Annotated in this window: 18 protein-coding genes; 14 read left to right on the top strand and 4 right to left on the bottom strand. The window is 62.9% G+C overall.

The window, feature by feature from the left end; translation table 11 throughout:
- Positions 1 to 15: 15 nt before the first annotated feature.
- The 5 genes from KI811_RS12900 to KI811_RS18910 all read left to right on the top strand — a co-directional run bounded on the left by KI811_RS12900 (position 16) and on the right by KI811_RS18910 (position 4038).
- Positions 16 to 660: a hypothetical protein gene (locus KI811_RS12900; RefSeq protein ID WP_214186889.1), complete on the top strand. Its 645-nt coding sequence runs from the start codon at positions 16 to 18 to the stop codon at positions 658 to 660.
- Between the two features lie 92 nt (positions 661 to 752).
- Complete coding sequence (gene hemG / locus KI811_RS12905; RefSeq protein WP_214186890.1) at positions 753 to 1280, top strand: menaquinone-dependent protoporphyrinogen IX dehydrogenase; 528 nt, start codon at positions 753 to 755, stop codon at positions 1278 to 1280.
- Positions 1281 to 1500: 220 nt separating this feature from the next.
- The gene (locus tag KI811_RS12910) at positions 1501 to 2055 is read left to right on the top strand and encodes a cysteine hydrolase family protein (RefSeq protein WP_214186891.1); all 555 of its coding nucleotides are present in this window, start codon (positions 1501 to 1503) and stop codon (positions 2053 to 2055) included.
- Positions 2056 to 2214: 159 nt separating this feature from the next.
- Positions 2215 to 3093 (top strand): AraC family transcriptional regulator, encoded by an 879-nt coding sequence (locus KI811_RS12915; RefSeq protein ID WP_214186892.1) that lies wholly within the window; start codon positions 2215 to 2217, stop codon positions 3091 to 3093.
- A 72-nt stretch (positions 3094 to 3165) separates the two neighbouring features.
- A complete protein-coding gene (locus tag KI811_RS18910) occupies positions 3166 to 4038 on the top strand; it encodes an EamA family transporter (protein ID WP_214186893.1) in 873 nt (290 codons plus the stop codon).
- Here KI811_RS18910 and KI811_RS12925 read toward each other — a convergent pair.
- The 3 genes from KI811_RS12925 to KI811_RS12935 form a co-directional block, all read right to left on the bottom strand.
- Positions 4019 to 5680: a methyl-accepting chemotaxis protein gene (locus KI811_RS12925; protein WP_214186894.1), complete on the bottom strand. Its 1662-nt coding sequence runs from the start codon at positions 5678 to 5680 to the stop codon at positions 4019 to 4021. The genes KI811_RS18910 and KI811_RS12925 overlap by 20 nt on opposite strands.
- Before the next feature lie 74 nt (positions 5681 to 5754).
- Positions 5755 to 5970, bottom strand: coding sequence for a Franean1_4349 family RiPP (locus tag KI811_RS12930; RefSeq protein ID WP_214186895.1), 216 nt, complete (start codon positions 5968 to 5970; stop codon positions 5755 to 5757).
- 211 nt (positions 5971 to 6181) lie between these two features.
- Positions 6182 to 7546 carry a sigma-54-dependent transcriptional regulator gene (locus KI811_RS12935; RefSeq protein ID WP_214186896.1) on the bottom strand — a complete coding sequence of 455 codons (1365 nt, stop codon included), beginning with the start codon at positions 7544 to 7546 and terminating at the stop codon, positions 6182 to 6184.
- A gap of 224 nt (positions 7547 to 7770) precedes the next feature.
- On the opposite strand from KI811_RS12935, the gene KI811_RS12940 reads away from it, so the two are divergent.
- From KI811_RS12940 to KI811_RS12960, 5 genes are all read left to right on the top strand, one after another.
- Positions 7771 to 9699: a carbon starvation CstA family protein gene (locus KI811_RS12940; protein WP_214186897.1), complete on the top strand. Its 1929-nt coding sequence runs from the start codon at positions 7771 to 7773 to the stop codon at positions 9697 to 9699.
- A complete protein-coding gene (locus tag KI811_RS12945; protein ID WP_214186898.1) occupies positions 9696 to 10181 on the top strand; it encodes a dihydrofolate reductase in 486 nt (161 codons plus the stop codon). The genes KI811_RS12940 and KI811_RS12945 overlap by 4 nt, the downstream gene beginning before the upstream one ends.
- The gene (locus KI811_RS18915; RefSeq protein WP_214186899.1) at positions 10178 to 11320 is read left to right on the top strand and encodes an HAD-IA family hydrolase; all 1143 of its coding nucleotides are present in this window, start codon (positions 10178 to 10180) and stop codon (positions 11318 to 11320) included. Before KI811_RS12945 ends, KI811_RS18915 begins: the two co-directional genes overlap by 4 nt.
- A gap of 1 nt (position 11321) precedes the next feature.
- Positions 11322 to 12311 (top strand): zinc-dependent alcohol dehydrogenase family protein, encoded by a 990-nt coding sequence (locus tag KI811_RS12955; protein ID WP_214186900.1) that lies wholly within the window; start codon positions 11322 to 11324, stop codon positions 12309 to 12311.
- Positions 12312 to 12528: 217 nt separating this feature from the next.
- Positions 12529 to 12972 (top strand): tetratricopeptide repeat protein, encoded by a 444-nt coding sequence (locus KI811_RS12960; protein WP_214186901.1) that lies wholly within the window; start codon positions 12529 to 12531, stop codon positions 12970 to 12972.
- Positions 12973 to 13033: 61 nt separating this feature from the next.
- On the opposite strand, the gene KI811_RS12965 is transcribed toward KI811_RS12960, so the two are convergent.
- A complete protein-coding gene (locus KI811_RS12965) occupies positions 13034 to 14293 on the bottom strand; it encodes a porin (RefSeq protein ID WP_214186902.1) in 1260 nt (419 codons plus the stop codon).
- 303 nt (positions 14294 to 14596) lie between these two features.
- Here KI811_RS12965 and recO point away from each other — a divergent pair, with 303 nt between their 5' ends.
- The 4 genes from recO to ppdK all read left to right on the top strand — a co-directional run bounded on the left by recO (position 14597) and on the right by ppdK (position 21298).
- Positions 14597 to 15331 carry a DNA repair protein RecO gene (gene recO / locus KI811_RS12970; protein WP_214186903.1) on the top strand — a complete coding sequence of 245 codons (735 nt, stop codon included), beginning with the start codon at positions 14597 to 14599 and terminating at the stop codon, positions 15329 to 15331.
- A 136-nt stretch (positions 15332 to 15467) separates the two neighbouring features.
- Complete coding sequence (gene glyQ / locus KI811_RS12975; protein WP_214186904.1) at positions 15468 to 16337, top strand: glycine--tRNA ligase subunit alpha; 870 nt, start codon at positions 15468 to 15470, stop codon at positions 16335 to 16337.
- 90 nt (positions 16338 to 16427) lie between these two features.
- Positions 16428 to 18491, top strand: coding sequence for a glycine--tRNA ligase subunit beta (glyS, locus tag KI811_RS12980; RefSeq protein ID WP_214186905.1), 2064 nt, complete (start codon positions 16428 to 16430; stop codon positions 18489 to 18491).
- A 140-nt stretch (positions 18492 to 18631) separates the two neighbouring features.
- Complete coding sequence (gene ppdK / locus KI811_RS12985) at positions 18632 to 21298, top strand: pyruvate, phosphate dikinase (RefSeq protein ID WP_214186906.1); 2667 nt, start codon at positions 18632 to 18634, stop codon at positions 21296 to 21298.
- The last annotated feature ends 110 nt before the right edge of the window (positions 21299 to 21408 follow it).

The following is a 21408-nucleotide window of genomic DNA, read 5'->3' on the forward strand; positions in this document are numbered from 1 at the left end:
ATCAGGAGGAACCATATGACCCACATGGCAGCAACCAAACGCATAATCCCGGCTTTAGGACTCCTGCTGATTGCCTCTGCATCGGCGGATGCATTCGTATTCGATGTGTGGAAATCAGGCATGAAACCTGACCGGGTCATTGAGGTTGGGAAAAAGAAGGATGTTTCCGTCAAGTTGGCGGGTGGCGGGTTATTTTCAAAAAAGGAACCCGAGGAGTTGGCCGTAAAGGTTGAATACCAATGCGACACCAAACTCATGGGGTATGATGCGAAAATACTGTTTTCGTTTGCGCCCTTGAGTCGAGTACTCCACACGCTGCGTGTGACGGTAGTGCTGCCCCTGTCTTCGGAAAAGGCGGATATGGATGTTTTGGCTGATACCATTGCCCGGCAACTCGATACCAAATACAAGGACCAGGGTGAGCCTGCAGCGGAAAGCATGATCGGAGGACTGGTCGACAAGGTGCGTGATGTCAAGCGCCGCAGCTGGAAGGGGGGCGGCGACACGGTAACGATGGAATCGCACTGGAAAATGATGGGCGGAGAGGTGGTCGTCCTGTACGTTGACGACAAGCTTGCGGAAAAGGCGGCGGTTGAAGACCGGCGAGTCCGCGAGAAAAAACTGGAGCGTTCCTCGGGCGGTGACCGGAGTAAATTCTAGCCGCAACAGCCAGGGACACGGCCCTGGCCGGGCGCGCAGCAACACACCTTCACGCTGTTGGACTATATCCCGAGAGGAAACTTCTTCCGATAATGGCAAACATTCTCATCATCTATGCAACCACGGACGGCCAAACCAGAAGAATATGCCAGCGACTGCAAGCGGTCATCGAGCAGCAGGCGCACCATGTAACACTCGTTCCCATTCAGGATGCACCGCGCATTGATGTGACAGCCTTCGATAAATTCGTCATCGGAGCCAGCATCCGCTATGGGAAACACAACCCGCTGATTGTCGACTTCATCGAGAAGAACCGGCCATTGCTGGAGAGCAGGCCGAACGCTTTTTTTTCGGTGAATGTCGTTGCGCGCAAACCCGAGAAGAGCAACCCCGAGCACAATCCCTACCTGCAGAAATTCCTCAATCGAATAGAGTGGAAACCGAGAAGGCTGGCAGTCTTCGCCGGAAAGATAGATTATCCGAGCTACCGGTTTATCGATCGCCTGATGATACGGCTGATCATGTGGATGACCAAGGGGCCGACCGACCCCAAAGCCGTCGTGGAATTCACCGACTGGGACCAGGTCGAGGCCTTCGGGAGAGTGATAAGCGATATGTGAACCTGAATCTGTGACGGATGCCACCCCACTTCGCTCCGCGTGCCTTTCGCACTGCCGCTGTACGGTTCATTTCGCTACCGGCCTGAAACTCGCCCTGGCGGGTTCAGGCAATCAGGCCGGTGGCCGCTCCATTTCGCCTACAGCGGCTGGTGCTCGGGCACAGTCGCTCCGTCGGTGTGGCATCCGTCACAGATTCACGAAGAGGAAAGGAAGAGAATTCATGAAAAAGGCATTGCTGGTCATCGATGTGCAGAACGAATACTTCACCGGCGCGCTGCCGGTGACCCATCCGGCGGGGAGCTTCGCCAACATCCTCGCGGCGATGGATGCCGCCGCGGTGAACGGAATTCCGGTGGTCGTCGTCCGCCATTCGTCCAGCCGACCCGGTGCAGGGAGTTTCCAGCCGGGAACGTCGGCCTGGGACCTTCACCCCGATGTGGCCCGGCGCCCCCATGAGCTGCTGCTGGAGAAGCAGCTGCCGGGGAGCTTCACGAACACGGAATTGGAGACCTGGCTTCGGGAGCGCGGAATCGGCACCGTGGTCATCAGCGGCTACATGACCCAGATGTGCTGCGACACCACTTCCCGCGAGGCGTTCCACCGGGGCTTCGCCGTGGAATTTCTCTCCGATGCCACGGGGACGCTGGCGTTTACAAACAACGCCGGTTCCGTCACCGCCGAGGAGCTTCACCGGGCGGTGCTGGTGACCCAGCAGCTCATGTTCGCCACGGTGATGAATGCCGCTGAATGGATAAGAGTTCTTGAAAAGGGATAGGTGGCGACTGGACGTGCCCCCTTCCTCAATACGACAGTCATCCATGTGGCGGGAAGTGTGAAATACTGCATGGGTGGGTGATGGAGGTGTCGAAAAACGCAAGATCGGAATAGCGGCAATTTTTCCCTTCATGGTAGTTATTGTCCCGGAGGTCACGCCATGCCACGACGCGACATAACCCTTGACGACCACCGGCAGCGGATTAGGCGGGTCCTGCTCCATATCGAGCAGCACCTGGACGAACCACTCTCCCTTGAGACCCTGGCCGCGATCGCCTGCTTCTCGCCGTTCCACTTTCACAGGCTCTTCGCAGCCCATGTGGGGGAGACCATCCATGGATACGTGCGGCGGCTTCGTTTGGAGCGCGGGGCGATGCGGCTTGCCCACGGAGAGGAGAACGTCACCGGGGTTGCCCTGCAGGCCGGCTACGAAACGCCTGCCGCCTTCACGAGGGCGTTCCGCGAGCGCTTCGGCGTGAGTCCCACCGACTACCGAAAGGAGAGGACCATGGAAAGATGTCTGGAGCGGGAAGGAACGGAAGGGGTGACAGCGGCGGAAGAGACGATGCCGATCGAGGCGGATATGCGGAAGTTTCCGGAAACGAGGGTGCTGTTCGCACGGAGCACAGGACCCTACGGAGCGGCTGTCGCCGGGGCGTGGGAGGTGCTCATGAAGTTCGCCTACTCCCGGCGCCTCATGACCAAGGATACCCTCCTTATCGGCATTTCCCACGACGATCCGTCCGTTACCCCCGAGGAGAGCATCCGTTATGATGCCTGCATCATCTTCACCGGCGACGTGAAGCCGGAAGGGGAGGTGGGGGTGAAGACCATCGCCGGAGGGCGCTATGCCGTCTTTCTCCACAAGGGGCCTTACGAGGGGTTCGCCCAGACCTACCGGTCGATTTTCTCCCGCTGGCTCCCGGAAAGCGGCGAAAAGCTGCGGGATGCCCCCTGCTTCGAGCTCTATCTCAACCGCGACCCGCGCCGCACCAAGCCCGAAAATCTCCGCACCGAGATATGGGTGCCGGTTGAGTGACTATTTAAGGAGTGCAGCTAGTCTGTAGATTTTTTAGTATCGCTAAAATTTTAGTTTCGCTATACTTCACCGGTGAGCACTCTAGCCTTTACCCTCATCGTCATCTCCGCCGTGATGCACGCCCTCTGGAACCTCCTGGTGAAGCGGAGCCGGCACAAGACCGTCTTCATCTGGTGGATGTTCGTCGCCTCCAGCACCCTCTTCACCCTCTCGATACCGCTCCTGCCGGAGCGGTTCCGGTGGCCCGATCCGACAACCCTTCTCCTGGCGACGGCCGGGGCGGTCTGCTTCGTCCTTTACCACCTCTTCAACGGCCGCGCCTACCGGGGGGGGGACCTGTCGGTGGTTTACCCCCTCTCCCAGACCTCCATGGTCTACGTCCCCATATGGGGGATGAGCATCCTGGGGGAGCGGCTGACCATGCCGGGGATCGCCGGCATTCTCCTGGTGGTCCTGGGAGCCTTCTCGGTGCAGATGGAGCGCCTCTCGCTGGACGAGTTCCTCCGCCCCTTCCGCAATCTCGGTTCCCCGACGGTGCGGAACGCCCTGACGGCGGGTTTCATCTACTCCCTCGGCTCCATCGCCGAGAAGGTGGGGGTGCGGGACTACACCCCCCTCTACTTCACCTACTTCCTCGTCCTCATCATGCTGGGGCTCATGTCGGTCAATCTTCTCCGTCCCTGCTACCGCCCCCTCATCGTTGAGGAGTTCCGTGAGCACTGGCCGCTCATCCTCGTAAGCGGCCCGGTGATGATGGCGTCGTTTCTCACCTTCCGCTATGGCCTGAACCTCTCCCCCATGAGCTACGCCGTGCCGGTGCGGCAGGTGAGCATCCTCATGGGGGTGCTCATCGGCATCCTCTTCCTCGGCGAATCGTGCGGCCGGATTCGCCTCGGCGCGGCGCTGGTGATCCTCGCCGGGGCGATCATGATCCGGCTGGGATAATCCCGCCACCTCTCGCCAGAGTGAACCGCCCCACGAGGGTCTGCAGCTCGGTGGCCTGCCGGGCGAGCTGGGCTGCCGCTCCAGCCGTTTCCTCGGCCCCATTGGCTGTCTGGTGCACCACCTCGGTGATCTGCTGGATGTTGGTGGTCACCTCGCTGGTGGTGGCGGTCTGCTGCTCGGCCGCCGTGGCGATCTGACTCACCTGCATGGCCACCTCGTTGATGCGGCTGAGGATTTCTTCCAGCGCTTCTCCCGATTTATGGGCCGATACGGCACCCTTTTCGGCCTCCTGAACCCCCTCGTCCATGGCGCGCACCGCTTCCCGGGTCTCGCCCTGGATCGCCTTTATCATGGCACCGATTTCCTTGGTGGCCTTGGTGGTCCGCTCCGCCAGGGCCCGCACCTCGTCGGCGACCACGGCGAAGCCGCGCCCCTGCTCCCCGGCCCTGGCCGCTTCGATGGCGGCGTTCAGGGCCAGGAGGTTCGTCTGGTCGGCAATGTCCTCGATGGTGCCGACGATTTCGCCGATCTCTTCCGAACGGGTACCCAAGGCCTCGACCGTCTTCGATGTCTGGCGCACCCGGTTGGCGATGACCCCCATGCCGGTTATGGTTTCCTGGACGACTCTGGCGCCGGCGGTGGCCGATGCGGTGGACTGCATGGACGCCTCGGCCGCGGCACCGCAGTTGCGGGCTATGTCCGAGCTGGTGGCGGCCATCTCCTCGCTGGCCGTGGCCACGGTGCCGCTCTGGGAGGCAACTTCCTCCGCGCCGGTGGCGATCTGCTCGGACGTGGCATGGAGCTGGGAGGAGGCGGCAGCGATGCCGGTGGAGATGGTGACGGTCTGGGTGACCATGTCACGAAGGCTCCGCACCATGTTTTCCATGGCGGAGAGGAGTTGCCCGGTCTCGTCCCGCGACGTTGCGACGACGTTAACCGTCAGGTCGCCATCGGCCAATCGGTTGGCGACCTCGACCGCCTTGCCCAACGGGGTGGTGATCATCCGGGAGATGAAGAGACCGAGGCCGACGGCCAGAATCACGCCGATCACCGCGAGGGTGGTCATGAGCCGCGAGGCCGCCGCGGAAACGGCATTGTTATTCTCCGCTGTCAGCTTGGCCTGCTTCTCCTTTGATTCCGTCAGCTTGTCCAGTATCTCCTGCTCGTGAAAAGCCGCTTTCTTGGCGTCGCCATGCATGAGCGCAACCGCTTCGGCGTTCCTGCCGGCCTCATTGAGCTGCAGCACCTTATCGATCAGTACCCCATAGATCTTCCTGGCTTCCTTGAATTCGTTGTAAAGTTTCCTTCCCTCATCGGTCAGAATGGTTTTTTCGAATCTTTCCCCTCTTTCGGTTATGGTCTGGCGAAGCTTGGTGATGTTCTCCACATAGCCTTGCCGTTGTGACGGGTCCTTCGTTTCCACTGCGTCGCGCATATTGATCCGGACTCGCTGGAAGGCGACCGCCATGCTTCCCAGGTCGCCCAGGGGAACGGTGATCTTTTCGTAGAGCTTGGCCCCCCCATTGTCCACCTGGTTAATTTTCCAGATGCCGATGAAGCCGATAATGGCGGCGATCATGGCCACCGAGACGAATCCTGCTATGAGCTTCGTGCCAACCTTGAAATTGTTGAACCATTTCATGATGATACCTCCGATATTTTTCGCGTGAATTGCGTGATGATGCGGTGCTGTTTGCTCTTGTCCGGTCTTCCGTGCTACGCGCGGGAAAAGCGCTTGATGCGGCTGTCGAGCAGCCGTGCAATCGAATCGATCCGCGCGAAATCTTCCCCCCGGATCGCCTGCAGTTCCTCGACACTGAGAGTGTATCCTTCCAGACGGCAGGCATCGGCAGGGGAACTCTCCGCCCTGTGCCGAAAGGCATCGTCCGTCAGCAGGCGCCCCAAGAATTTTTCCACCCCTTCCTGTGACATGGTTCCCTCTCCTTTTTTGTCCCGCACCGGGACAGTTGACTGTGCTGCTATTCTTTACCTCGCAGGACCAGTGCCAAACCACGAAAGCTACAAATTTCAGGCGGTTGTGCTGGTCGGCGTTCAGACAATTGTCCCCTGCGGGGACAGTGTGGTCATGGGGGGGACAATGGGGCGGAGAGGATATTTCCCGAGGGGAGTGAGGGGGGGCGAATCAGGAACGATAGAAGGCCTTGCGGTTGATCCCGAGGAGCTGGGAGGCCTTTGACTTGTTGCCGCCGCACCGCTCCAGGGTGATGGCGAGGATCCGGGCGGTGAGGGCGTCGAGGGAGATCTGGTCCGCGGGGAGTGACAGGTTGTAGGTGATGGTGTCGGCGTTGTTCCCGGCCTGGATATCGTCGTCGGCCGCCATGCCGATCCCCAGGTGGGATGGGCGGATGAGTTCGCCGTCGGTGAGGATGGCGGCCCGCTCCAGGCAGTTGCGCAGCTCCCGGACGTTGCCGGGCCAGCGGTAGTCGAGCATGACATCCATCGCCTTCTGGGAGATGCCGGGGAGCGGTTTGCCCAGGTGCTGGCGCAGTTGATCGAGCACGTGCTCACAGAGGAGGGGGATGTCGTCCTTGCGTTCCCGGAGGGGGGGGATGGTAAGGGGGAAGACGTTGATCCGGTGGTAGAGGTCCTCCCGGAACCGTCCGGAGGCAACCTGTCCGGCCAGGTTGCGGTTGGTGGCCACGATGACCCGGCAGTCGGCCGGAACAGGGGTGTTGCTGCCGATCTTCTCGAAGACCCGCTCCTGGAGGACCCGCAGGAGCTTTGCCTGGAGCGGCAGGGGCATGTCGCCGATCTCGTCCAGGAGAATCGTCCCGCCACGGGCCAGGCTGAACTTTCCTTCCCGGTCCCGGTCGGCGCCGGTGAAGGCTCCCCGGACGTGGCCGAAGAGCTCGCTTTCCAGGAGATGCTCGGGAATGGCGGCGCAGTTGACCGCCACAAAGCCGGCGGGAAGCCCGTTGCCGGCAAAGTGGATGGCCCGCGCCAGCACCTCCTTGCCCGCGCCGCTCTCTCCGTAGATGGCCACTGTGGTCTGACGGACCGACGCGACCCTGGCCGCCAAGCCCAGGATATCCTTCATGGCCGGGTTGACGGTGACGATGCTCTGGAACGTGAACCGTTCCCGCAGCAGCCCCGCGATCTGCTGATTTTCGCGGATGGCGTGATGATGGTCGAGGGCGCGCCGGATGGTGATGCGCAGGACGTCCGGGTTGTAGGGCTTCTCCAGGTAATCGTAGGCTCCCCGGCGCATGGCCCCCACGGCGCTTTCGACGCTGCCGTGGCCGGTGAGGACGATGATGGGGATGCCGGGATGGCGCGTGCGCACCTGCTCCATGAGTTGAAGGCCGTCCATGCCCGGCATCATCAGATCGGAGATGATCAGGTCAACCTCCTGCTGCTCGAGGATGGCCAATGCCTCTGTCCCGCTCGAAGCGGATACGGGGGTGAATCCACCCCCACGGAGGTGCTTTTCGAGGACAACCAGAAAGACCGGTTGATCGTCTACTACAAGAATTTTCGAACTGCCCATGGTTTTGATGGCCCCTACGATGGCGTTTCTCTATTCTTATCGGCGAGGATGAAGTTTGGTTCAGAGGGAAAAAGACAGTCTGTAAAAATTTAATAAAATCAAGGCACTCCATTAATCGTTGAGGCTTGTTCGACTTTCTGTTAAGTTTTTTACATGGTGTATGGCAGTGCGTTGGCGGAAGCGTCCTGTGTCTTGGCCCGACGTACGGCAAAGGAGGCGGATAGATGGTCGGAAAGCTTGTCTGGCTGGTGATTTCTGCGGTTGCGGCCGGTTCCCTTGCCGTGGTGGCCGGCGTCGCGAACCCGGCGGAGAAGGTGAACGCCCTCTGGCTCGTGACGGCCGCCGCCTGTTTCTACCTGGTTGCCTACCGGTTCTACGGCGCCTTCCTGGCAGCCAAAGTCCTCTCCCTCGATCCCCGCCTGATAACGCCGGCCCGGCGCCTGGCCGACGGCATGGACTACCACCCCACCAACCGCTGGGTCCTCTTCGGCCACCACTTCGCCGCCATCGCCGGGGCCGGCCCCCTCATCGGCCCCATGCTGGCGGCCCAGTTCGGCTACCTTCCCGGGTTCCTCTGGCTCCTCATCGGGGCCGTGCTGGTGGGGGCGGTGCACGACATGGTGATCCTGGCGGCGTCGGTGCGGCGCAACGGCCGGTCCCTGGCCCGGATCGCCAAGGACGAGATCGGCCCGGTGGGGGGGCTGGCGGCCTCCCTGGCCATCCTCTTTATCCTGATCGTGGCCCTGGCGGGTCTGGGGCTCGCGGTGGTGAACTCCCTGGCCAAGAGCCCCTGGGGGACCTTTACCATCTTCCTCACCATTCCCATCGCCCTCTTCATGGGGCTCTACCTCTACAGGATCCGTCCCGGCAGGGTGGGGGAGGTGAGCGCCATCGGCTTCGTGCTCCTCCTGGCGGCGGTCTTCAGTGGCCACTATATCCCCGGCTCCCCCCTGGAGCCCTTCTTCAGCCTTGGTAAAGGGGGGCTGACCCTCGCCATGGCCGCCTACGGCCTCATCGCCTCCATCCTCCCGGTCTGGATGCTCCTCTGCCCCCGGGACTACCTCTCCACCTACATGAAGATCGGCACCGTGATCCTCCTGGCCTTCGGGGTCGTCTTCATGGCCCCCACCATTCAGATGCCGGCAATGACCCGGTTCGTGGCCGGCGGCGGCCCCATCATCCCGGGGAAGCTCTTCCCCTTCATGTTCATCACCATCGCCTGCGGGGCGGTTTCGGGGTTCCATTCCCTCATCTCCTCGGGGACCACGCCGAAGATGATCATGAGCGAGCGGGAGATCCCCATGATCGGCTATGGTGCCATGCTGGCCGAGGGGTTCGTGTCGGTCATGGCCCTGGTGGCGGCCACGATTCTCATCCCGGGGGACTACTTCGCCATCAACACGAAGCTCTCCTTTGACGCCATCGCGGCCCTGGGCTTTCCGGTGGAACGGGTGCGTGAGCTGTCGGCCATGGTGGGGACCGACGTGGCCGGCCGCCCCGGCGGCGCCGTCTCCCTTGCCGTAGGGATGGCCTCCATCCTCTCGTCCCTCCCCGGCATGAAGGGGCTCATGCCCTACTGGTACAACTTCGCCCTCATGTTCGAGGCCCTCTTCATCCTCACCACCGTCGATACCGGCACCCGGGTGGCGCGGTTTCTCCTCCAGGAGCTGGGGAGCCGGGCTTTCCCCCGCCTGGGCCAGCAGAACTGGCTCCACGGTATCATCATCACCAGCTTTCTCGTGGTGGCTGCCTGGTCGTACCTGATCTGGTCCGGCAACGTCTCCACCATCTGGCCCATGTTCGGGGTATCGAACCAACTCCTGGCAGCCATCGCCCTGGGGATCGGCACCACGATCCTCATCAAGAGCGGCAAGGCCCGCTATGCCTGGACCACGGTCCTCCCCATGGCGTTCATGTACGCCACCACCTTCACCGCCGCGTGGAAACTGACCGGCAGCTTCCTCGGCAAGGCCGCCGCAGCCGCCACGGCCGCCGAGGCCTTCACCTTGAGAATGAACGCCGGCCTGGTGGTGCTGATGGCCATCCTGGCGGTGGTGACCCTCCTCGACATGCTCCTCAAGTGGCACGGCTACCTCACCGAGCGGAGACCCATCACCACGAGCGAGGTGATGGAGTTCGAGGAGCCGGCATGACCGTCACCGTCATCGCCGCCATGGCTGAGAACCGGGTCATCGGGAAGGAGGGGGCCATGCCGTGGCACCTCCCCGACGATCTCGCCCGCTTCAAGGCCATAACCATGGGGCATCCGGTCATCATGGGGCGAAAGACCTTCGAAGCCATTGGAAGGCCGCTGCCGGGGAGGCTGAATATTGTCCTCACCCGGCAGGAGGGGTACGCCCCCGCGGGGGCGGCCGTTGCCCGGACCCTTGCCGAGGCCCTGGCCCTGGCTGGCCCGGTGGGAGAGGTCTTCATCTGCGGCGGCGGACAGGTCTACCGGGAGGCGCTGCCGCTGGCCGACCGCATCCATCTTACCGTTATTCACCACGCCTTTGGGGGTGACACCACCTTTCCCGAGCTTCCCGCCGATTTCGAGGAAACGTCCCGGGAGGAAGGGAAGGGGGAGCCCAGCCACTCCTTCGTCACCTTCGAGCGCCGGAGGGAACTGACGCCGTGAACAGCCGCCGTTTTTCCGTCTTCCTCGTCCCTGCCAAGGATGACCGCCGCTGGGCCGAGGGGGTAATCGCCGAGCTTGCCGCCCGCTACGACGCACCCCTCTTTGAGCCCCACGTGACGGTCTATGGCGGGAACTACACCGAGGATGCGGAGCTGGAACCGGTGCGTCGGGCCCTTGCCGGGGCCGCGGCGGAGACAGGGCCCATCACCCTGCGAGTGACAGGGCTTGGCGTAACCGAGGAGTATTTCAAGACCCTCTTCGTTTCCTTCGGCGAGGATCCCCGGCTGCGCAGGCTCCACGAAGCGGTGAAGGGTGCGGTTGCCCGGGATTCGGGCTACGAACTCGTGCCGCACCTGTCGCTCCTCTATGCCGACATCCCCCTGGCGGCCAAGGAGATGGCGGCCGGCACCGTCTCCCTGGACCGGGAGGAGATGCGCTTCGACGAGGTGAAGATTGTGGCCCCGGACCCGGTCACCGGCTGGCGCGATGCCATGCGGTGGCAGACCCTCTTTCGGGTGCGGCTCGGAGAAACGGCGGAGGATATCCGGGCGGTCCTCTTCGACTATGGGGGAGTGCTGGCCGAGGAGGGGTTCCGGGAGGGGCTCTTCGAGATCGCTCGGCGCCAGGGGCTCGACCCCATCGCGGTGCACGGCGTCGGCATGGAGGTGGTCTACGGGAGCGGCTACGTCCTCGGCAAGGGGAGCGAAACCGCATTCTGGAGCCTGATGCGGGAGCGGGCTGGCCTGCGGGGGAGCGATCGGGAGCTGTCGGCCCTCGTCCTCGACCGCTTCGTCCTTCGCCCCGAAATGCTGGAACTCGTCCGGGCCCTGCGGGCAAAGGGGTACATTACCGCCATCGTCAGCGACCAGACCGATTGGCTCGAATGGCTCGACCGGCGTGATGGCTTCTTCCGGGAGTTCGACCGGGTCTTTAACAGCTACCGGCTCGGCAAGGGGAAGCGGGATCCGTCCCTCTTCGACGACGTGGCCCGGGAGCTGGGGATCGTCCCCCGGGAGGCGGTCTTCGTGGACGACATGCTCGCCAACGTGGTGCGGGCCGAGAGCCGGGGGATGCGTGGGATCGTGTTCGACGACGAGGCGCGGTTCAGGCAGGAGCTCAAGCGGTTCGTGGAGGTATGACATGCGCGCGATGATCTTCGACGGGTCGGGGAAGCCCCTGCGACTTGCCGAGGTGCCGGTCCCCGAGCCGGGTCCCGGGGAGGTGCTCCTGAAGGTCCATGCCTGCGGCATCTGCCGCACCGACCTCCACATTGTGGACGGCGAGCTGGCGGAGCCGAAGCTTCCCCTCATCCCCGGTCACCAGATCGTGGGGAGCGTGGTGCGGAGCGGCGCCGGCGTCGGCCGTTTCGCGGAGGGAACCCGGGTGGGGGTGCCGTGGCTCGGCGCCACCTGCGGCACCTGCCGCCACTGCCGGTCCGGGCGCGAGAACCTTTGTGACCACGCCCTCTTTACCGGCTACCAGCGTAACGGCGGCTTTGCCGAGTACACGGTGGCCGACGTCCGCTTCTGCTTCCCCATTCCCGACGGGTACCCGGACCTGCAGGCGGCGCCGCTTCTCTGCGCCGGGCTCATCGGCTACCGTTCCCTGACCATGGCGGGGGATGCGGAGCGTCTCGGGGTCTACGGCTTCGGCGCCGCGGCCCACATCGTCACCCAGGTGGCCCGGTTCCAGGGGCGGCAGGTCTTCGCCTTTACCCGCTCCGGCGATGCCAAGGGGCAGGCCTTTGCGCGGGAGATGGGGGCCGTTTGGGCGGGAAGCGCCGAGGAACGGCCTCCGGATGAGCTGGATGCCGCCATCATCTTCGCCCCGGCAGGGGAACTGGTGCCGGCGGCGTTGCGGGCCGTGGGAAAAGGGGGCATCGTGGTCTGCGGCGGCATCCACATGAGCGACATTCCCCGGTTCCCCTATGACATCCTCTGGGGGGAGCGGAGCATCAGGTCGGTGGCAAACCTTACCCGCCGGGACGGGGCGGAGTTCCTCTCCCTCGCCCCCCGGGTGCCGGTCCGGACCGAGGTGCAGCCCTATCCCCTGGAGGCCGCCAACGAGGCCCTGGCCGATCTCCGGCGAGGGGCGATCCGGGGGGCGGGGGTGCTCGTGGTGGGGTCGTGATTTGTATAGGTAAGACTGTTTTGTTGTTAAATAGCTGAGTGAGTGTCGCGATTTGTTAATGCCTAGTAGTGATAATGAATTTATTTTTTAAGTAGTTGTAGTGATTTTGAGGCGTTTTGCGACTTACGGGATATCGTTATATCACTGGCTTGAATCTTGAATTAGACAGGTTGAATCAAGTTCTGTCAGTGTTGCAACGGAAACCGCGAGGCGCATCATGGAAACGTCACGTGTGGAGGAGTGGTTTGAGCGGGGGATAGAGGCCCTGGGGCACGACCAGGTTTATCTGGCGCGGAGCTGCTTCGAGCATGTGGCCCGGGTGAATCAGCATCCCGCTGCCAGTTCATACCTTGCCCTCTGTCAGGCGAAAACCCGCGGGAAGTTCAGCGATGCCATCGCGCTGGCCCGGGAGGCCATTGCCCGTGAGCCCCACAACCCGCTCCTTTACCAGAACCTCGGGCGCATCTATAGTCTGGCCGGCATGAGGATGGAGGCGGTCGAGATTCTGCGTGAGGGGGTGCGGCGCGGGGCAGGAGAGGAGGCTGTCGCCGAATTGAACCGGATCGGCACCCGGAAGCCGCCACCCTTCCGGCGACTCCACCGCAACCATCCCATCAATAAATATGTGGGGAAGCTCCTGGCGCGGTTCAGGATGCGATAGGCGAGTGGGAAACAACGAAGGGCGTCCGGATGGCCGGGCGCCCTTCGCTATTGGGGGCCTGCTAAAAGACGAAGCCGAGGGTTAGCTGGAACTTGTCGTTGTCCAGCGGTTTTTCACCCGCGCCGCGGTGATCGTCGTAGATCTGGTAATCGGCCTTGATGGCTACGGTGGGGACCGGCTTGAATGAGACGCCGAACGTGGTGTAGTTCCGGTCATATTTGCCGCTCGCCGTGGTGGGGTCGGCGATGCTCCCCTGCTGGGTGTCGAATTCCGAGTAGCGGGCAAAGGCGACCAGGTCGGCTTCGGCAAGTTTTCCCTGTTTCAGGGCAGCGGGCATCAGGTGGTAGGCCCCTTCGACCCAGTAGCCCGACATCCGGTGGCCGATGTCGCTTGCCAGAAGGGCCGGTTTGTCCTGAATCACCTGGACGTACTCGCCGGCGATCTCGAAGTCGCTGATGCGGTACTTGCCGTCAAAGGCAAGGAGGGTGGTATAGGCGTTGTCCGACCCTTTGGATGCCGAATTGGCGGTGTAGAAGGAGAAGTTGGTATAGAGGTTGGTGAGGGGGCGCAGTTCCAGGCGTCCCGTGACCGCCTTCCCGCGGTTGCTGTCCTGGTTCAGGTTCTGGCGGCCGTCGCGCAGACCGTTTTGGGCGGAAAACCCCTTGCCGTCAAGGCCGTTCATGACGAGGAGCTGGTAGTCGGCCCTGTCGCCGAGGGCGCCGTGGATGCCGATTCCCATCTCCCGCCAGGTGGAGGGGATGAGGTACCGGTCAAGCTCCGGCCGTTCGGTGGAGTTGAAGTTGGTAGGTTCGTGGTCGAGGTTGGTGGCCCCCAGCGGCACGAGCATGATTCCTGCCTTTACGTTGAGGGGGCGGAACAGTTTGAAGTCGAGAAACGCCTGCTCGACGACCACCTCGCCGGAGAGTTCATTGCCGGCCACCTCGTCGTTGACCCCGCCATGCTCCCACTCAAGCTCCGTATTGAGGGTGATCCAGTCGGCCAGATCAGAGTTGACGTAGAGGACGAAGCGGTGCGGGTCGAAAGTGTTGCCCCCCTTGCCGTTGCCGTTGTCGCTCTTCATGATGTAGTCGAGCTCGCCGTAGCCGCCGATTCGAGTCCGGTCCCAGAGTCTGCTCAGGTAGCCTTCGCCCTGTGGGGCTGAGGCCGGGGGCTTTGCAGCCTTTTCCGCCTGGAGTGTCTTGACCTGACTGCCCAGGTCGTCGAGCTGGCGTTGGAGCTCCTCCACTGTGGCGGCCCGGGCCATGGGGACGGCAGCGAACAGGATAGACGCGGCTGCGGGGATGATGAAGCGTTTCTTCATGGTGAAATTCCTCCTGTGATGGGGTGCATTAGGGGATGGACTCACCGTTTGGCGGAGCCCATCTCTCCGAAAAAAGTCAAGAAAATGAAATTCATATTCAGTGTGCGGGTGCACTGCTCCCCGTACGGCTGTTATCGCGCGCTTTGGGGGGAAGCGCTGTGGTACCGCAACTGGAGATAAAAATGAAAGTCTTTTTCAACTACCATGAGCTGGCGGGGGCGGTCAAGGGGGTAGCGCATTATTTGTTTCCAATGTTTTGGCGGACGTTGACGGTGGCGGCGTCACGGTGCTACCGTATCCCACATGGAACCGACCCGCACCGAAGCCATCGTTCTTGCCGCCATGGACTACCGGGAGAGCGACCGCATCGTCACTCTCTTCACGCTCCAGTACGGAAAGCTACGGGGGGTGGCAAAGGGGGCCAAGCGGAGCGCCCGCCGCTTCGGCCCGGCCCTTGAGCCCTTCGCCCGCATCGACGTGGAGCTGGTGGTGCGGGAAGGGCTCTCCTCTCTCCGGGGGGCCGATATCGTCACCCTCTATCCCGGTATTCGGCGTGACCTCCGCGCCATCGGCCTCGCCGGCTACGCCGTGGAGCTCGTGGACCGCTACCTTCCCGACGGGGCGCCGACCCCCCGGCTCTTTCGGCTCCTGTCCTCCTATCTGGAGCGGCTCGACCAGGGGGAGCCGCTGCCGTCGGACCGCCGCTTCTTCGAGGCCAACTTCCTCAATATCCTTGGCTACCGGATATCCCTGGACCATTGCGCCTCCTGCGGCGTGGAGCTTCCGGCAACTGCCGAGCGGCGCGCCGGAGCATCGGGGATGATCCTCTGCGCCAGTTGCGGACGGTACGGCGCATCGGTCGGGCCGGAAGCGGCGGCGCTCCTGGGTCGGTGCCTCGCCACGGGGCGGTTCGGGGCTGTGCTCTTCTCTCCTCAGTCCCTGCGGGAGGCCGGCACCCTCCTGGACGGCGCCATTGCCGCCCACCTCACCCGTCCCCTCAACTCCCTCGTCTTTCTGAAACAGATTGAACCCGATTAATCCTTGACACGACCCGCCGGACAATGTAATCTTTCCGACTCTAATTGCCCGTAACTTGGACTCTTTTTAAGTTTCATCAAACACTGTTTATAACGGGTAAAGAACTCTCATCTTTTATGCCGACGGAGGAGCCGTTTTGACCTTTCAAGACCTGATTCTCTCCCTCCAGGGGTACTGGGCCAAGCAGGGGTGCGTGATACAGCAGCCCTACGACACCGAGAAGGGTGCCGGTACCTTCAACCCTGCCACTTTCCTCCGCGTCCTCGGACCCGAGCCCTGGAACGTTGCCTATGTCGAGCCTTCCCGCCGCCCCACCGACGGCCGCTACGGCGAGAACCCCAACCGGCTCCAGCACTACTACCAGTTCCAGGTCATCATGAAGCCGTCCCCCCTGAACATCCTGGATCTCTATCTGGATTCACTGCGAGCCTTCGGCATCGATCCCCAGAAGCACGACATCCGCTTCGTGGAGGATGACTGGGAGTCCCCGACCCTGGGCGCCTGGGGCCTTGGCTGGGAAGTCTGGCTCGACGGCATGGAGATCACCCAGTTCACCTACTTCCAGCAGGCCGGCGGGATCGACCTGAAGCCGGTCTCCTCGGAGATCACCTACGGTTGCGAGCGGATCGCCATGTATCTGCAGGGAGTGGACAATGTCTACGACCTGGAGTGGGTCAAGGGGGTCAGTTACGGCGACATCCACCACCGGAGCGAGGTGGAGTTCTCCACGTACAACTTCGAAGAGGCGGACGTGGCGATGCTCCTCCAACTCTTCACCATGTACGAGAAGGAGTGCGTCCGGCTGGTGGAGCGGGGACTCGTGCTTCCCGCCTACGACTACGTCATGAAGTGTTCCCATACCTTCAACCTCCTGGATGCCCGGGGAGCCATCTCGGTCACCGAGCGGGCCTCCTACATCGGCCGGGTGCGGAACGTTGCGCGCCTCTGTGCCGAAGGGTATCTGAAACTGCGCGAGAGCCTCGGCTTCCCGCTGCTGAAGAAGTAGCCAGAAGTCAGAATTCAGAATCCAGAAGAAAAGCTTTTTCGTTCTGGCTCCTGACTCCTGACTCCTGAATTCTGAATTCCGGAGTTATTCATGGCAAGAGAGTTATTCCTTGAAATAGGCACCGAAGAGATTCCGGCGGGCTTCATCCCGAAGGCCATGGCCGATATGGAGGCCCTTCTGGCGAAGGAGCTTGAGAATGCCCGCATCTCCTTCGACGACATCCGGACCCTCGGCACCCCCCGGCGCCTGGCCCTTGCGGCGAAGGGGCTTCCGGCGGTCCAGCCCGACGCGGAAATCACGGCCATGGGGCCGGCGAAGAACGTGGCCTTCGACGCCGAAGGGAAGCCCACCAGGGCTGCCGAAGGGTTTGCCCGGGGGCAGGGAGTGGACGTGGCGTCCCTGACCCTTGTCGCTACCGAAAAGGGTGAGTACGTGGCCGCCGTCCGCAAGGAGAGCGGCCGCCCCGTGCCGGAGCTCCTGGCCGAGATCCTGCCGCGGCTTGTTGCTACTATTCCTTTTCGCAAGTCCATGCGCTGGGGTGCTCTTGACGTCCGCTTCGCCCGTCCCATCCACTGGATCGTGGCCCTGTTTGACGGTGTCGTGGTTCCCTTCACCTTCGGGAACATCGAAAGCGGCACCATTTCCCGGGGGCACCGCTTCATGGCCAACCAGCCCTTCCCGGTGCGGGACTACGCCCACTACCTGGAGGAGTGCGAGCGCCACTTCGTCATCCCCGACCCGGAGCGGAGACAGGAGATCATCCGCCGGGAGATCCACCGGGTGGCCAAGGCCGCTGGCGGGCATCTTCTCCCCGACGAGGGGCTCCTGGACGAGGTCTCCTTCCTCTGCGAGTACCCGAGCGCGGTCCACGGTACCTTCTCCGCCGAGTTCCTGAAGGTTCCCCGGGAGGTCCTCATCACCTCCATGCGGAGCCACCAGCGCTACTTCTCCATTGTCGACGACGCCGGCAAGCTCATGCCCGGCTTCATCACCATAAACAACACCCTCACCGAGGATCCCACCGTCGTGGTCAAGGGGAACGAGCGGGTGCTCCGGGCCCGCCTCTCCGACGCCCGGTTCTTCTTCGAGGAGGACCAGAAGGTGAAGCTGGAGACCCGGGTCGAATCCCTGAAAAACGTGGTCTACCAGCAGAAGCTCGGCACCTCCTTCGAGAAGATGGAGCGTTTCCGCGCCCTGGCCGAGGGACTGGCCGACCTCCTGAACCCGGCGGTGAAAGCGAAGGTTTCCCGGGCCGCGTTCCTCTGCAAGGCGGATCTCGTCTCCGGCATGGTGGGAGAATTCCCCGAGGTGCAGGGGATCATGGGGCGCGAGTACGCCCTCATCGAGGGGGAGGACGCCGAGGTGGCCGCGGCCATTGCCGAGCACTACCTCCCGACCCAGGCCGGGGGCGAGCTGCCATCGTCGGACATCGGCGCCTTCGTCTCCATGGCCGACAAGCTGGACACCATCTGCGGCTGTTTCGGCGTGGGGCTCATCCCCACCGGTTCCGCCGACCCCTATGCCCTGCGCCGTTCGGCCCTGGGGATCATCAACATCATCCTCGACAAGGGGTACCGCCTCTCCCTGGAGGAGCAGGTGGACGCGGCCCTGGGGCTTCTGGCCGCGAAGCTCACCCGTTCGGCCGCCGACGTGAAAGCCGACGTGCTGGAGTTCTTCCGGGGCCGCTTCGTGAACCTCATGGCCGACCGCCATGCCGCCGACGCGGTGGATGCCGTCGTGGCCGCCGGCTGTGCCGACCTGGTGGATGCCTCTGCCCGGATTGCGGCCCTCTCGGAGTTCAAGTCCCATCCCGACTTCGAGCCCCTGGCCGTGGCCTTCAAGCGGGTCGGGAACATCGTGAAGGAAGGGTTGGACGCCCCTGTGGATACGGCTCTCTTCCAGGACGCCGCCGAGGGTCTCCTCAACGATGCCGTCCAAGGAGTTGCCGCATCGGTTCGCGAGAAGATCGCAGCCGGAGCCTATCTGGAAGCCCTCACGGAGATTGCCGCCCTGCGGGGGCCCGTCGACACCTTCTTCGACAAGGTCATGGTCATGGCCGAGGACGAACGGGTGCGGACCAACCGCCTGGCGCTCCTGACCGGGATCGCCAGGATGCTCGGCGCCATCGCCGACTTCGCCAAGATAGCCGCCTAGCCCACGCTAGGCGGCTTTTTTTATGTTTTAGTCCGGCTGAATCTCTGTTGAGTTACGCTTAATTACATTTAATACAGCTGAAGGGTTTTGACTTTCAGTAAACGGCGGTGTCACCGTCACAACCACAGAGGAGGAGTACAATGGCTGAAAAGTATGTCTATTTCTTCGGGAACGGCGAGGCAGAAGGCAAAGCCGACATGAAGAACCTGCTGGGTGGCAAGGGGGCCAACCTGGCGGAGATGACCGCGATCGGACTGCCGGTTCCCCCCGGCTTCACCATCACCACCGAGGTCTGCACCTACTACTATGCCAACCAGAAGAGCTATCCATCGGTCCTGGCAGCCGAGGTGGCCAACAACCTGAAGAGGGTGGAGGCCATCATGGGGCGCACCTTCGGCGACCCGAAGAATCCCCTCCTGGTGTCGGTCCGTTCCGGTGCCCGGGCCTCCATGCCGGGGATGATGGATACGATCCTCAACCTGGGGTTAAATGACGAGACCGTGCAGGGGATCATCGCCCAGAGCGGCGACGAGCGCTTCGCCTATGACGCCTACCGCCGTTTCGTCCAGATGTACTCCGACGTGGTCATGGGAATGGACAAGGAGGCCTTGGAGCACCTGCTGGAGGAGAAGAAGGAGGCGAAGGGGGTCCACCTGGACACCGACCTCACCGCCGCCGACTGGAAGGAACTGGTGGGGGCCTTCAAGTCCAAGATCAAGGAGACCCTCGGTACTGATTTCCCGGAGAATCCCCAGGACCAGCTCTGGGGGGCCATCGGCGCCGTGTTCGGCTCGTGGATGAACCAGCGGGCCATCACCTACCGCCGCCTCAACGGCATTCCCGCCGACTGGGGGACCGCCGTCAACGTCCAGTCCATGGTCTACGGCAACATGGGGAACGACTGCGCCACCGGCGTCGCCTTCACCCGGGACCCCTCCACCGGCGAGAACTACTTCTACGGCGAATACCTGGTGAACGCCCAGGGCGAGGACGTGGTGGCCGGCATCCGGACCCCCCAGCCCATCAACCGCGCCAACAGCAAGGACGCCACCCTCCCCGCCATGGAAGAGGTGCTTCCCGAGTGCTATCAGCAGCTGGTCCAGATCCGCGGCATCCTGGAGAAGCATTACAGGGACATGCAGGACATCGAGTTCACCATCGAGAAGGGTAAGCTCTTCATGCTCCAGACCCGCAACGGCAAGCGGACCGCCAAGGCGGCCATCAAGGTTGCCGTGGACATGGTGAAGGAGGGGCTCATCGACGAGAAGACCGCCGTGCTGCGTGTCTCTCCCTCCCAGTTGGACCAGCTCCTCCACCCCTCCCTCGATCCCAAGGCTCCCAGGACGATCATCGCCAAGGGGCTTCCCGCATCGCCGGGTGCGGCATCGGGCGAGGTGGTCTTCACCGCCGACGAGGCCGAGGCCGCCGGTCGCCTGGGGCTCAAGGTCATCCTCGTCCGGGTCGAGACCTCCCCGGAAGATATCCACGGCATGCATGCGGCCCAGGGGATTCTCACCGCCCGGGGGGGCATGACTTCCCACGCGGCAGTCGTTGCCCGCGGCATGGGCAAGTGCTGCGTTGCCGGCTGCGGCGACATCAAGGTGGACTATGCCGCCAGCCAGTTCGTGACCGCCAAGGGGCAGGTGGTGAAAAAGGGCGACACGATTACCCTGGATGGTTCCACCGGCGAGGTGATGCTCGGCGAGGTTCCCACCGTGGCGCCGCAGCTCACCGGCGATTTCGGCGTTCTCATGGGATGGGTCGACCAGTACCGCACGCTCAAGGTCCGGACCAACGCCGACACCCCCAACGATTCCCGCGTGGCCCGCGAGTTCGGGGCCGAGGGGATCGGCCTCTGCCGCACCGAGCACATGTTCTTCGAGGCGGACCGGATTGCGGCCGTCCGTGAGATGATCCTCTCCGAGGACGTGGAAGGCCGCACGAAGGCCCTGGCCAAGATCCTCCCCATGCAGAAGGGTGACTTCCTCGGCATCTTCCGGGAGATGAAGGACCTGCCGGTCACCATCCGCCTCCTGGATCCGCCGCTCCACGAGTTCCTCCCCCAGGAGGAGAAGGATGTGGACGCCCTGGCCAAGACCATGGGGGTGACGGCCCAGACCCTCAAAAACAAGGTGGACTACCTCCACGAGTTCAACCCGATGCTGGGTCACCGGGGGTGCCGCCTGGGGCTCACCTTCCCGGAGATCTACGACATGCAGGTCCAGGCCATCATGGAGGCTGCCTGCGAGCTGACCAAGAATGAAGGGTTCACCATCGTCCCCGAGATCATGATCCCGCTGGTGGGTGTGGTGAGCGAACTGGCGCGGCTTCGTGAAAACACCGTCCGGGTCTGCGAGGAGGTCATCGCCCGTTACGGCGTGAAGATCGACTACCTCATCGGCACCATGATCGAGCTTCCCCGGGCCGCCCTGACCGCCGACGAGATCGCCCGCGAGGCAGACTTCTTCTCCTTCGGCACCAACGACCTGACCCAGACCACCTTCGGCCTTTCGAGGGACGATGCCGGCAAGTTCCTGCCGTTCTATGTGGAATCGGGGCTATTGGAGGAGGATCCCTTCGTTTCCCTGGACCAGAACGGCGTCGGTATTCTCGTGAAGATGGCCGTGGAGAAGGGGCGCGCCACCCGCGCCGGCATCAAGCTCGGCATCTGCGGCGAGCACGGCGGCGACCCGTCGTCGGTCATTTTCTGCCACAAGATCGGCCTTGACTACGTCTCCTGCTCCCCCTTCCGGGTGCCCATCGCCCGCCTTGCCGCTGCCCACGCGGCCCTGGGCGAAGGGAACTGAGTTTCCGTTACTCTTCCGTGTTGCAAAGGAAAGCCCCGGTCACGCCGGGGCTTTCCTTGTTGAACCCGCCCGTAACACTTCGTTATCCTGTCCTAAAAACTTAATAATCA

Origin of the sequence: Geobacter hydrogenophilus (assembly GCF_018501225.1) — a bacterium.
GTDB lineage: Bacteria > Desulfobacterota > Desulfuromonadia > Geobacterales > Geobacteraceae > Geobacter > Geobacter hydrogenophilus.